This is a genomic window from Legionella longbeachae (assembly GCF_004283175.1).
GTDB lineage: Bacteria > Pseudomonadota > Gammaproteobacteria > Legionellales > Legionellaceae > Legionella > Legionella longbeachae.
This window is the reverse complement of sequence record NZ_RXNW01000007.1, coordinates 60,735-75,011: the sequence shown is the minus strand read 5'-3', so window position 1 is coordinate 75,011 and position 14,277 is coordinate 60,735. Positions and strand designations below refer to the sequence as shown.

Genomic DNA, 14,277 nt, shown 5'->3' with positions numbered 1-14,277 from the left:
GCATTATTAAGTAATAAAAATCGCAAGTTGGGCCTTGGCCCAACGAACAATTATATTACAATCCATCCTTAAATTTTCGTTTTACAATTGCCTTCGTGCTTCCAAAATATTAGGTATTTGTTCAAGTTTTGTTAATAAACGAGATAAACTACTTAGACCATCTACATCCACAGTTAGAGTAATATAAGCCATATTTTCTTGTTTATTGCTTTGAGTTTGTAATGCGTAAACATGGGCTTTTTCATTTGCCAATAAAGAAGTAATGTCTTTAAGTAATTCAGAACGATCAAAAGCTTTAATAAGAATATCCACTACGTAATTCTCACGTGTAGCACTTCCCCAGCTTACTTGTAAGAAACGTTGCTTTTGGCGCTCACTGGCATGAATAATATTAGGACAATCCTGTCTATGAACAGAGACCCCTCGTCCTACAGTAATATACCCCACTACTGCATCTCCCGGGACGGGTTGGCAGCATCGTGCCATAAAGGTCAACAAATTACCAACACCCTCAATACGTAAATCACTTCCCGTAACTTCGGGTTTTGAGTGGGGTTTAACAAATCGCTCTAAATTAAGTTCAGATGGAGTAGGTGGCGTAATTTTACTAATAATTTGTCCTATCTTAATATCACCACGCCCTAAGTTTGCATAAAGATCATCAAGTTTTTTGAAATGCAACATCGGAACAACTTCATTTAATTTATCTGATTTTATACCTAAAGATTTTAGCTCTTTATCTAATAGGTCACGCCCCTCTTGAACATTCCGGTCGTAATCTTGCATTTTAAACCAATGTAAGACTTTGGCTTTTGCCCTGGAAGTTTTCAAGTAATTTAAGTGGGGATTAATCCAGTCGCGTGAAGGTTTAATTTGTTTCCCAGTTAAAACCTCTACGCGATCACCTGTTTTCAATTGATAAGTCAAAGGCACTATATGGCCATTTATTCGCGCACCACGACATCGATGGCCTAAATCACTGTGCACATGATAAGCAAAGTCCAAAGGTGTAACACCTTGAGGTAAATCGAGAACGTCTCCGTCAGGAGTAAAAACATACACCCTATCTTCAAGAAACTCAGTAGTACTACTCTCAGGAACTCCTTTATTGCTTGCCATTTCCCTATGCCAAGCCAAAACGTCACGTAGCCATTCAATTTTACGTTCATGGCTTTCTTTTTGTTTGCCGCCACCTTCTTTATATTTCCAATGTGCAGCTACCCCCATTTCCGCTAAATCATGCATATGAAACGTTCTGATTTGAACTTCAAAAACCCTGCCTTCTGGTCCTTGAACCGCTGTATGTAATGATTGATAGCCATTAGCTTTAGGGTTAATAATGTAATCATCAAATTCTGCAGAAATTTGCTTCCAGAGCGTATGTACCATACCTAATACTTCATAACATTGCGGCTTGGTATCAACTAGTACACGTACCGCCGTAGCATCATAAATTTCATCAAGAGAAACATTCTTACGTGTCATTTTCTTGTAAATACTATGAATATGTTTTGAGCGTCCATAAACCGCAAAATGATCTATTCCACTTGCTTTGATCTGTTCATTCAATTGGGCAACAATCGCATTAACAAAGCTATCACGTTCCAACCGCTTTGCCTTCAGACCTTTAGCAATCGCCTTATAATCATCCGGATGTAAATAACGAAAAGCAAGATCCTCCATTTCCCATTTAATTGCTCCTATCCCAAGCCGATTAGCTAAAGGAGCATAGATTTCCATTGCCTCGGTAGCTAATTGCTTACGTAATTCTTCAGATAAATGCGAAGCTGTTCTCAATACACATAAGCGCTCAGCAAGTTTAATCAACACAGCGCGAACATCATCAACCATTGCTAATAACATTTTACGTATGTTATCAATTTGCTGTTTATTTTGTGGATATTTATTCAAAGCTTGAAAACTGTGCATAGCACTCATACGTTCTATACCTTTTACCAGCTTTGCAATATTAGGACCTAATTGCTCGGCAACATCATCAACGGATAAATCAGCATAGTGTACATTTTCAAAAATAATGGCTGCCGCAAGTGTTTCCTGATCTACTTCAAGATCTGCAAGCAGATCAGCCATAGATAAACCTTGTTGCAAACATGATTGGCCGGTTTCTGTTGCATGTTCTTGCCCTGCCAATTGGCTTAATGTACATGCAGCACGGATGAGCTCAAGATTATCCAAATAGCCTTTTGCACCTAGCTGATGAAGCCATAATTCCACATCAATACTACCATCGGCACATAATGGAATAGTGTCCTTTACTCTAACCATAACTTTTACCCTTTCTCAAACATCGCAATTGATTCAACATGAGCTGTATGAGGAAACATATCCATTACTCCTGCTTTTATCAATATATAATTTTTTTGATTTACTAAAATATCTGTATCTCTTGCCAATGTAATAGGATTGCATGACACATAAACGATACGCTCTGGATTAAGCAAATCTATTTGTTTCACAATCTCAAGTGCCCCAGATCGAGGAGGATCTATCAATACTTTGTTACATGGCTGCTGCACTAGCTTCTTCACTTCATTGACATCATCTAAATTAGCAGCATAAAACTCAACATTTGAAAGATGATTTTTTTTTGCATTCATAGATGCTCTTTCAACCATCGTTTTACTGCCTTCTACTCCGAGCACTTTAGAACAAAATTTAGCCATTGGAAGTGAAAAATTACCCAACCCACAGAATAAGTCTAGCACTATATCGGTACTTTTTAAGTCCATCAGTTGTAATGCAAGAGCTACCATTGACTGATTTAACATCGAATTAATTTGTGTAAAATCAGTAGGATGAAAAGCGAATGAAATTTGAAAATCCGGTAAGTGATAAGCTAAATACTCATTAGAATCAGCAGGATAAAAACAATAAATGCTCTCTGGACCACCAGGCTGAAGATAAATTTTATAATGATATTCTTCAGCAAACTTTTTAAGTTTAAGCTCATCTTCTGCTGTTAATGGGGTTAAATTTCGAAAAATTAGAGCAATCTCATCATCTCCAGCTGCAACTTCAATTTGCGCAATGCAGTATTTATTGTCCATTGAGTCTATCAAATGCCTTAAAGGCATGATATCTGAATCGAGTTTTGCGTTTAAAACTGGACACTGGGTAATTTCAGTAATATACCTTGGGTTATTACGTTCTCTAAACCCAATCATCGTGGCCTGTTTTTTTTCCACGTAGCGCACACTAAGTCGTGCTTTATTTCTATAGTTCCAATAATTAGCAACTAAAGGTGACAAAACAGTCTGCGGCTTAGTATGACCATATCGTGATAATAAATCCAACAATTGGTCTTGTTTGAAATGGATTTGTTCTTCTTGGCTTAGATGCTGCAGCGAACAACCACCACACATTACATAATGAGGGCACTTAGGAGTAACACGAAGAGATGATGGTTCAAGAATTTTTAATAAGAAACCCTCGTCAAAATCTTTTTTTACCCTCGTGTACTGGAACTCAACTAACTCACCAGGCAATACCCCTTGGATAAAAGTCGCTTTACCATTAATACGTGCAACCCCCTTTCCATCATGGCTTAAATTATCAATTCGGGCAGTTTGCACAACTGGATTTGTTTTGGACTTTGCTCTTCTCATCAAAATAGTCTCATTAATATATCTTTTAGCTTACTGAAAAGTATCTTCTTATAAAATCAGAACGATGTATTTAGCATGCGCAGTAAACACTGTTCTTTGCTTAATCATGACTGTTACCAGATAGATCGCATTTTCAAAATGTTAGAGGTTATCATAGGCATATGCTATTTGTCATGATAGCTTGCTATAACAAAATCCTCAATGCACCACATCATTGCAATTTTTTTTAATCATTCACCAAAACATTAACATTCATATTTTTAATTGTTAATCTCACCTAAATATAGGTAATTAGGATAATTTACATGCTTGTAATTGGTTAAATATAAATCATTTAAAAAATGGGCTTATTTATCAAACAATTCAATGGTCTATTCACAGTGTTATCCACAGTTTTTGTGGATAACACTAAATAATGCTAATATGACGAAAATACAATAAATTCAATATAAATAAGGAAAATCAGGTTGTTTACAAAAATTTTGAATACAAATAAATGATAATGATTTAAAAGTTATCCACAGGAAAAATTAAATTGAACTAATTTAGCGGGCTGGTTATTATATATAAAGAAAATAGAAAAAAACAGTCTTGACATTAATTTTTATAACTTTTTTTATTCAAAAAGCGTCTAAAAATGCAACATTTTCTTCAACAGAATCGCATCTTCAACATTGTTATTATCTGTATAATATGCTCGTTTTATTTCGGATTGTTCAAATCCCACACTGTGATAAAGACCCAAAGCAATTTTATTACTAGGTCTTACCTCAAGAACAATAAATTCAATATGGGATAATTGGCGCAATGAATTAAGTATATTTTGTAAAAACTTGCGTCCGTATCCTTGAGATTGAAAGGATTTTGCAATACAAAAATTTAAAATATGAGAACAATTATTAGTGTTCCTACAAATGATATAACCAGCGATAACTGGCTTATCATCAACATTTGATTCAAATACACGACAATCGTACCCTACTCGCACACAATCTCTTAAGATATCTCGACTCCAGGGAGCAATATGGACATCTTTTTCAATTGCATAAACAGCGTCTATATCTGATTCGGTCATGCTACGAATATTAAATGTCATCCTTTGCTACTCCTGAGAAAATAAATTGCTCGCCTGGGTGAGTCATTCTTAACCCAAGCTATGCAAAATAAGCAAGTGTCTAAGACGCGCCATCAATATTTTTTTTCTTTTTCGGCAAATATAGATCGGTAATGGTTCCCTCAAATGCTTCCGCTGCTTGAGCAACAGTTTCAGAAAGCGTTGGATGAGGGTGGATAGTTAGAGCTATATCTTCCACGTCACAACACATTTCAATGGCTAAAGAGGTTTCAGCGATCAAATCTCCTGCATTGACCCCAACAATTCCTGCACCTAATATTCGTTTCGTATCAGGGCAAAACAATAACTTTGTCATTCCCTCTTCACGACCCATACTCAGTGCTCGCCCACTGGCAGCCCAGGGAAAACTGGCTTTTTCATAACGAATATTTTTTTCTTTAGCCTCTTTTTCAGTAAGCCCAGTCCATGCAAGTTCTGGATCAGTGTAAGCAACACTTGCAATACATTTAGGATCAAAGTAATGTTTTTTACCAGCAATAACTTCTGCAGCGATTTTTCCTTCTGGAATCGCCTTATGTGCTAACATCGGTTGACCTACTACATCGCCAATAGCAAAAATATGCGAAACATTCGTTCTTTGTTGATTATCTACTTTGATAAATCCTCGTTCGTCAACTTTGACTCCAGCCTTTTCAGCATCAATCATTCCGCCATTGGGTTTTCTGCCTACTGATACAAGAACTTGTTGGAAACAAAGTGGCTTATCTGTTGCATGATCACCTTCCATAGAAACATAAATACCATCCTTTTTAGCTTCTACCGCAGTTACTTTCGTTTTTAATAGGAGTTTAACGCCCTTTTTCTGCATCCGCTTTTGTAAAACATTGACTAAATCAGAATCAGCTCCGGGAATAAGTTGATCCATAAATTCAACTACAGTTACATCAACTCCTAAAGATGAATAAACTGTAGCCATTTCTAAACCAATGATACCTCCACCTAAGACTAATAAACTCCCTTTAATATCTGCAAGTTCTAATGCACCAGTAGAACTAAAGATTCGTTTGTCTTCAGGAATAAATGGTAAGTTGATGGATTCCGAACCAACTGCAATAATTGCATTTTCGAACGTCACTTCAACAGCCCCATCCTTGGTGGTTACCGTCACTTGATGAGTACCCGAAAATTTTCCAACTCCAGTGAGGACTTCCACTTTACGTTGTTTTGATAACGCTTTTAAGCCACCTGTCAATTTAGAAACTACTGAGTTCTTCCAAGTAACAATTTTTTTATTATCGAGTTTAGGCTTGCCAAAAGTAACACCTTGCTCAGACATTTCATGAGCCTCATCAACAACCTTAGCTATATGGAGTAATGCCTTTGATGGAATACAACCAACATTTAAACAGACACCGCCAAGCGAATCATAACGTTCTACCAATACTACTTTTTTTCCTAAATCTGCTGCTCTAAATGCTGCCGTATATCCTCCAGGACCACTTCCTAATACGATCACATCTGTTTTTATTTGATTAGCCATTACAAGCCTCTTAAATTAGATATTATTAAAATCATTCACACTTTATAATTAAGGGTATCTCTACTTATTAATTACAGATTTTCCCCTAAAACTACAATAAAATTCGTCTTATATCACTTAAGCAATCACTAATAAAGCGAGTAAAACGCGCTGCTTCTGCGCCATCAATAACTCGGTGATCATAAGAAAGTGATAAAGGTAACATTAACCGTGGTTGGAATGCGCCGTTCTCATAAACAGGTTTTATTTCTGAGCGAGATAAACCAAGAATAGCAACTTCCGGACTGTTTACTATAGGGGTAAAAGCTGTACCACCAATTCCACCCAAACTAGAAATAGTAAAACATCCACCTGACATATCCGTTGGCATTAAACCTTTATCGCGAGCTTTTGTGCTCAAACGAGTCATTTCAATAGCAATGTCGGCAACACTTAATTGATCCACATTTTTAATTACAGGCACTACTAAACCATTTGGCGTTTCTACTGCAATTCCTATGTTACAATATTTTTTATAAATAAGATTGACGCCTGAAGAATCTAAAGATGCATTAAACTGAGGAAACTCTTTTAATGCTTTACTTACTACAGCACATACAAATGCTAACAGGGTCAGCCTATAACCTTTCTCTTTCGCCCTTTCCGCCTCAGATTTTCTAAATGCTTCAACCTCAGTGATGTCTGCTGCATCAAACTGCGTTACATGAGGTATGGTTATCCAAGAACGATGAACATTAGTTCCTGTAAGTTTTTTAATTTTATTGAGTGGCTTTATTTCAATTTCACCAAACTGAGAGAAATCAATAACAGGGCTCAGTGGGATACCCAAAGTTCTATTACTCGGTTGTGCGCTTAGTCTTGCTTTTACATAAGATTGGACATCTTCTTTAGTAATACGTGATTTACGGCCGCTACCCTGTATTTCAGCTAAATTGACACCAAATTCTCGAGCTAATCGTCTTACAGCAGGACCTGCTGCCACCATTTTTGCCGACTCTGAACTCGCTGAAACAGTTTGAGTGTACTTAGGAGTTTCAGGAACAACTACAGATTGCTGAGAAGTAGGACTCGTTTCTTTTTGAGTTTTAGTTTCAACTGTGTTAACTGCTTCAGTTTCATTTTCAACTGTAGCTATTAAAATTTCATCACCTTCTGAAACCTTATCACCTACTTTAACACTTAGTTTAGTAATTTTTCCTGCGACTGGAGAGGGGATCTCCATGCTCGCCTTATCGGATTCTAATGTGATGAGAGGCATATCTTTTTCTATATGATCTCCAACCTCGATCATCACCTCAATCACATCAACCTGAGTGGCGCCACCGATGTCAGGAACCGTAACCCTTTTTTCGGAGCTTGCTTGTTTGACATTTGATTGATTTTCTTGCTCTTTTTTCGTCTCAGATTGCTTTTCTTCTTTAGCATCTGACCCTTTTTTTTCAGTGGTTGTAGATTGAATTTGACGATCGGTTTCATTTTCAACAGTAGCCAATAAAATCACATCACCTTCCGATATTTTATCGCCTACATTAACACTCAACTTAGTAACTTTTCCAGCAACCGGGGATGGGATTTCCATGCTCGCTTTATCGGATTCCAATGTAATTAGAGGAGTATCTACTTCTATTTGATCTCCGACCTGAACCATAATTTCAATCACATCAACCTGTGTAGCGCCGCCAATATCAGGAATTTTAACTTCTATTTCTTTTGACATTTCTTTCCTCAAATTTAGCCTGGGTAAGAACACAGCGATCACCCAGGACAGATTGTTAATGCATCAGAACCCATGGATTAGGGCTTTTGCCCGCTTCCAAATATTTAATTCAATTCTAATGATTAACCGGATTTAATTTATCAGGATTAATGTTATAGCGTTTCATTGCGTCTACAACTTTAGATTTATCAAGGTCTCCTTCAGCAACTAAAGCATTCAAAGCTGCTAAAACGATAAATTTAGCATCAACTTCAAAAAAATGGCGCAATTGCTGACGCGTGTCACTTCTTCCATAGCCATCAGTTCCCAAAGTTACATAATGATTTGGAACAAAAGGACGAATTTGATCTGCATAAATTCTCATATAGTCAGTCGCGGCAATTACTGGACCAGGTCTACCCTTTAATTGCTCCGCAACATAACATTTTTGCTCTTTTTCTTGGGGATGCATCGCGTTATAACGCTCTACAGCTAAGCCATCTCTTCTTAATTCATTAAAGCTCGTCACACTCCAAACGTCAGAAGTTACTGAATAATCTTCCTTCAGCATTTTTGCTGCTTGAAGAACTTCACGCAATATAGTTCCACTGCCCATGAGTTGTACGTGATGTTTTGATTTCTTCTTACTTGCTTTCAGTAAATACATTCCTTTTATAATGCCCTCTTCGACTCCTTCAGGCATATCTGGATGTGTATAATTTTCATTCATTACAGTTATGTAATAGAAAATATTTTCTTGCTTTTCATACATGCGATGCAATCCATTCTGGATGATCACTGCAAGCTCATATGCATAAGTAGGGTCATAAGAAACACAATTAGGAATGGTAGAAGCATACAAATGACTATGCCCATCTTGATGTTGTAAACCTTCACCAGCAAGTGTCGTACGGCCCGCAGTACCGCCAAGCAAGAATCCTCGCGCTTGTATATCTCCGGCAGCCCATGCTAAATCACCAATGCGTTGAAACCCAAACATGGAATAGTAAATATAAAATGGGATCATCGCTAATTTATTTGAACTATACGATGTTGCTGCTGCGATCCAGGAACAAAACGCACCTGCCTCATTAATTCCTTCCTCCAGGATTTGACCATCCTTTGCTTCCCGGTAAAACATGACTTGCTCATGATCTACAGGAGTGTAAAGTTGACCAACAGGTGAGTAAATTCCTATTTGTCTGAATAATCCTTCCATACCAAAAGTTCGGCACTCATCTGGAACAATGGGGACTATACGTGAATTAATCTCTTTGTTTTTTAACAAAACTGAAAGGATGCGAACAAAAGCCATAGTTGTAGAAATTTCTCTATCTCCCAGCCCCTTAGTAATGGAAGAAAAATCTTCTAAGGCGGGTATTTTAAGGCTTTCTACCTGAGTAGATCGTGCTGGCAAATAGCCACCTAAAAGTTCCCTTTGTTTTTTAATATATTTTATTTCTGGACTATCATCTGCAGGCTTATAAAAAGGGATGTCAGCAATGTTGTCATCACTGACAGGAATACTAAATCGATCTCGAAATATTTTTAGTTGATCTACAGTCATCTTTTTTTGTTGATGGGTAATATTTTGTCCCTCACCAGCAGCCCCCATACCGTAACCTTTTATAGTTTTTGCCAGGATAACTGTTGGAGTTCCTTTATGATCAACAGCTTTAGCATATGCAGCATAAACCTTTTGCGGATCGTGACCACCTCTGTTCAAGCGCCAAATTTCTTCGTCCGTATAATTTTCAACCATTTTCTTTAGCTCTGGATAATGATTAAAAAAATGTTGTCTTACATAGGCACCATTATTTGCCTTGTAAGCTTGATAATCTCCATCTACACACTCCTCCATACGCTTTTGCATCCAACCATCCTTATCACGAGCAAATAGTGGATCCCATCGCCCTCCCCATATAACTTTGATCACATTCCAACCTGCACCACGGAACAATCCTTCTAGTTCTTGAATAACTTTGCCATTACCTCGAACAGGGCCGTCTAAACGTTGCAAATTACAATTTATAACAAAAATAAGATTATCTAATTTTTCTCGAGCAGCAATACTTAAAGCACCAACAGATTCGGGTTCATCCATCTCTCCATCACCAAGAAAAGCCCATACTTTTCTATTTTCTGCTTTTATAAGCCCTCTATTTTCCAAGTACTTTAAGAATCTAGCTTGGTAAATAGCCTGCAAAGGCCCCAAACCCATTGACACAGTTGGGAATTGCCAGAACTCTCCCATGAGCCAAGGATGAGGATATGACGATAAGCCATCAACTTCAACTTCTTGCCTGAATTTACTCAATTGTTTCTCTGTAAGTCGTCCTTCTAAAAACGCTCGTGCATATATCCCTGGAGCAGAATGTCCCTGTATATAAATTAAATCACCACAGTTTTCATTATTAGAACCTTTAAAAAAGTGATTAAATCCTGTTTCATACAGAGTAGATGCAGATGCATACGAAGCAATATGCCCACCGAGTTCTGCTGCATATTTACCTGCACGTAATACCATAGCTACAGCATTCCAACGAATTAAAGCACTAATTCTTTTAGCAAGCCCCTCATCAGGAGGAATTTGTTTTTCTTCATGGGGCTTAATGGTGTTTCTGTAAGGTGTATTTATTGAACTTGATAAATTTACGCCTTCTGTATTTGCTTTATTAAGCAGCTGTTTTAAAAGAAACGCTCCTCTGTCCGGACCGTCATTGATCAATACAGCTTGCAGGGCATCCAGCCATTCACGTGTTTCAACAGGATCCAAATCTAAATTATTTTCATTTGCCATGAAAGTGTTCCCCGAAATCTATTAAATACAATTAGGTACAGTTTGTAATTTTTTTGGAATTACTCCAGCACAACTTTGCTTACAAACAGTTAAGTCTGATATGCAGTCACAAGTTACTTTGCGGCATTGTAGTGGATCGCGATAAGAATTCAACTCACGCATCACTTTTTTACCTTCTACTTTTTTTTCATGCACATATTTCTCAAAATCACTAGCAGCTGAAGTTTGAGATGCTGCAGAACAAGTTGGGCAATTGTTAAGACAATTTTTTCTACAAAACTCAAAATGCTGCACACAAGTCATGTTACACTGTGCTACTGCTCGTTCTTTAAGTACATTTTGCCGTATTCCTTGACAACCAAATAGGCTAAGCAACAGTACACAGCAAAATAATCGCCAAAAAAAGCTCATATAAATATCCGTAATAAGCTACATCCAAGAAAATAATGTAAATAAAGCAATTAAAACCAACATAACAACAATTGCATGCTCTACTAAACTTTCGGCTGCGGGCATGGATATTTCTTCCACGTCATTACTTCTAACCGCCTGCATCCCGCAATCTCTTAACATCTCAGAATTGCTTTCTGGTTTTGCAAAAAGAAAACGAGAAAACAAGGAAATACCTCGTTGAAAATTTCCAACAAGTAAAAAGAGAATTACTGTAAGCCGAGCGGGTATCCATTCAAGCAGATCAGTAATTTCATTTGCTTGTTCATGAACAGTATTAAATTCTCGACATAATGTAATCAAGCGATATGCTAGCGCTCCTATTGGTCCTGCAACAATAAACCAAAATACAAGAGAAAATAACTGTCTGTTTGTACAGATAAAATAATCGGCCACTAATTCCTGGTCACTTTTAATCTCTGAATGGGTGATTGGATAAAATATATTTTGCGGTCCAAGACAGTAGAAGAAAATTAAAGTACTTAAGATCAACCCCATTAAACCAAAAAAAACATGATGCAGTAACAAATAGATAACTAATGCCAACAGTAATATGGGTATTACTATGAAAGCAAGGAGTGCCCAGGGATTTACAAAAAAACTATTTTTATCTGCGCTGCTTTTTATCTTTTGATAGTAATTAGTAAACCAATTAAATCGTTGATAAGAAGCTGCGTGAATCAGGAATCGCTCACAAGATAGACATAAAAGTATAACTAATAATTTCATTATTTAATCCTTACGCATTTTATCAGATAAGGCTATGGGGGTTGGGTATTTCAATACAACAAAATACGACGAAACAATAAAGGTTAAGATAGTTGTTGCCTGGATCAAATTCGATGCTTTATCGGAAATGAGTTGTGTACTGAATGCAATGCTAGCGACAAGCAATGAAAACTCACTCGCTTGTCCCAATCGGACACCAACTTCTTTTGCAACCTGTTTTTTTTCACCCGATTTGTTAAGAAGAAAATAAAATAAAAAAGGTTTAATTAGTAAAATTAGGGCAGACAGAATCAAGGCAGGCATAACTATTTGTTTCGCCAAATCAAAATTAAAAGTTGCCCCGATTGAAAAAAAGAACATAACTAAAAAAAAGTCCCTTAATGGCTTTAAACTTTCTGCAATAAAAAGAGAAATAGGACTAGCAGCTAATGCTACACCAGCAATAAAAGCACCTATATCTTCTGATAGCCCTATTTTTTGTGCAAGAACAGATAAACCAAGGCACCATCCAATAGATAATAGAAATACATATTCTTGGGTTCTATCAAATCGAGCAAGTAAGCGTATTAACACATATTTTTCAACTGCAAAAGCAAAGATACAAAGTGCCGGCAAAGCAATACCAACTAGAATAATATCGTTAAAAGAGAGTTCATTCCTTTGTTGGACGCCATTAATCAAAATTAATACAATTATTGCAATAACATCTTGCATTAATAATACGCTGATCATGACTTCACCTGTGTGTTGGTGATGTAAGATAGTAGTAGGTAATAATTTCAATCCGATAATCGTGCTCGAGAACATCATCGAGGCACCTAAAATCCATGACTCAGTTACGGTTAATCCAAAAAATCGCCCAATCCAATATGCAGTTAAAGCAAAAAGTATAGAACTAATTAAGGCAATCCATGTTACTTTTCTCAACATATGAATTAGATTTTGCGGTTGTAGGTGTAATCCGAGCAAAAAAAGAAGAAATACAATACCAACATCGCCAATTTGCTTCACAATACTTATGTCAGAAACGAGCTTCAATCCCCACGGTCCAAGCATTGCTCCAAGTAGGATATAGGCAACTAATAATGATTGTTTGGTATAAAGAACCAGCGTAGATAAAAATGCAGCGCCTGCGAAAATTAAAAAAATGGTATAAAACACAGAACCATCATGCATTGATCAAGTACCTTATTAATGTTAATTAGCCTAAAAAATTTAGAGAATATTACCATGAACCAATGTAACAAGACATTATTGCCCTCACTTACTCTGATTCATTCAGACCACACTATTCATTATTACAATATTAGTATCTTGTAATATAGACGCATTGATTTTATCTATTTATCCACAAATTAGCTATCTCTATATTCCATTATTCAGCTAAATTTAAATCAAAACGGAAAATGATCCTCTTACTCCATTAAGTGACAATTTATGCTTTAAACTGTCTGCCGTATTTTTTGATGTAAATGGCCCTACCCTAACAATATAGCTTCGACGATAACGTTCTATAGAAACAGGGGATGATGTTATACGAGTCAATTTTTCCTTTAAGCGTTTTGCAGATGCCTCTGTTGTAAAAGCACCTGCTTGTATGTAATAACGGGCTTGTCCAGGTCCTGCTAATGTTTCTATTTCAACATTTGCGGTCCCTTTAGGAAATACACCAAGTTTTAATGCCGCTGCATAAGATAAATCAATAATCCGATTGGAATGAAAAGGACCACGGTCATTCACTTTAACTATAGCCTCTTTCCCGTTATCTAAATTTTTTACTTTTATATAAGTAGGCAAAGGTAAGGTCTTATGTGCAGCAGTCATAACATACATGTTATATGGCTCACCACTTGACGTTCTTTGTTTATGGAATTTTGTTCCATACCAAGAAGCGACTCCCCTTGTTTTGTAACCGGATGAGTTTCTCATCACCTGGTAGGAGCGTCCATCAACTGAATATTCACTGGGATTGCCATATCGGCTTAATGGTTCTTTAGTAGGGACTGGTTCTTTAAAGTTAATCGTTTTCTGTTTTGTTGGAGCGCCATCTTGATATTGTGTATATCGATTTGATTTATTTTTATATCGATCATAAATCGAATTATTTACGCTCTGGGATGTTTGTTGTTTAGTTTTTTTTCCGTCGGAGGATGCTGTATTAAGAGACTGATTTGTAGTTTGACATCCTGTTAATAGAATTGTCATAGCAATAAGTATCTTTCGCATATTTACCATTTCGAATTATTATTATTTTTGATTAATATACCTAAATATGGCTTAATTTCGAAGAATTATTTTCAATAGAAAAAAATTTCATTATTTTTCACATGCCCTTTTGTTGCATGCAAAAGGGTGTGGTAC

10 protein-coding genes are annotated in these 14,277 nt (G+C 36.7%); all 10 read right to left on the bottom strand.

The window, feature by feature from the left end; translation table 11 throughout:
- Nucleotides 1–81: 81 nt before the first annotated feature.
- Entirely contained in the window at nucleotides 82–2,286 is a 2,205-nt protein-coding gene (gene relA / locus EKG34_RS08515; protein WP_003637017.1) for a GTP diphosphokinase, read from the bottom strand.
- Nucleotides 2,287–2,291: 5 nt separating this feature from the next.
- Complete coding sequence (gene rlmD, locus EKG34_RS08510; RefSeq protein WP_003637016.1) at nucleotides 2,292–3,626, bottom strand: 23S rRNA (uracil(1939)-C(5))-methyltransferase RlmD; 1,335 nt, start codon at nucleotides 3,624–3,626, stop codon at nucleotides 2,292–2,294.
- 631 nt (nucleotides 3,627–4,257) lie between these two features.
- Nucleotides 4,258–4,722: a ribosomal protein S18-alanine N-acetyltransferase gene (gene rimI / locus EKG34_RS08505; protein WP_003637015.1), complete on the bottom strand. Its 465-nt coding sequence runs from the start codon at nucleotides 4,720–4,722 to the stop codon at nucleotides 4,258–4,260.
- 79 nt (nucleotides 4,723–4,801) lie between these two features.
- Complete coding sequence (lpdA, locus tag EKG34_RS08500) at nucleotides 4,802–6,241, bottom strand: dihydrolipoyl dehydrogenase (protein WP_003637014.1); 1,440 nt, start codon at nucleotides 6,239–6,241, stop codon at nucleotides 4,802–4,804.
- A 91-nt stretch (nucleotides 6,242–6,332) separates the two neighbouring features.
- Nucleotides 6,333–7,958, bottom strand: a complete 1,626-nt coding sequence (gene aceF / locus EKG34_RS08495) for a dihydrolipoyllysine-residue acetyltransferase (protein ID WP_003637013.1) — start codon at nucleotides 7,956–7,958, stop codon at nucleotides 6,333–6,335.
- 115 nt (nucleotides 7,959–8,073) lie between these two features.
- A complete protein-coding gene (gene aceE / locus EKG34_RS08490; protein WP_003637012.1) occupies nucleotides 8,074–10,737 on the bottom strand; it encodes a pyruvate dehydrogenase (acetyl-transferring), homodimeric type in 2,664 nt (887 codons plus the stop codon).
- Between the two features lie 21 nt (nucleotides 10,738–10,758).
- Complete coding sequence (locus EKG34_RS08485; protein WP_003637011.1) at nucleotides 10,759–11,148, bottom strand: hypothetical protein; 390 nt, start codon at nucleotides 11,146–11,148, stop codon at nucleotides 10,759–10,761.
- Nucleotides 11,149–11,166: 18 nt separating this feature from the next.
- The gene (gene ampE / locus EKG34_RS08480; RefSeq protein ID WP_003637010.1) at nucleotides 11,167–11,916 is read right to left on the bottom strand and encodes a regulatory signaling modulator protein AmpE; all 750 of its coding nucleotides are present in this window, start codon (nucleotides 11,914–11,916) and stop codon (nucleotides 11,167–11,169) included.
- A 3-nt stretch (nucleotides 11,917–11,919) separates the two neighbouring features.
- Nucleotides 11,920–13,092 carry a cation:proton antiporter gene (locus tag EKG34_RS08475; protein WP_003637008.1) on the bottom strand — a complete coding sequence of 391 codons (1,173 nt, stop codon included), beginning with the start codon at nucleotides 13,090–13,092 and terminating at the stop codon, nucleotides 11,920–11,922.
- 213 nt (nucleotides 13,093–13,305) lie between these two features.
- Nucleotides 13,306–14,142: a septal ring lytic transglycosylase RlpA family protein gene (locus EKG34_RS08470; protein ID WP_003637007.1), complete on the bottom strand. Its 837-nt coding sequence runs from the start codon at nucleotides 14,140–14,142 to the stop codon at nucleotides 13,306–13,308.
- Nucleotides 14,143–14,277 lie beyond the last annotated feature (135 nt).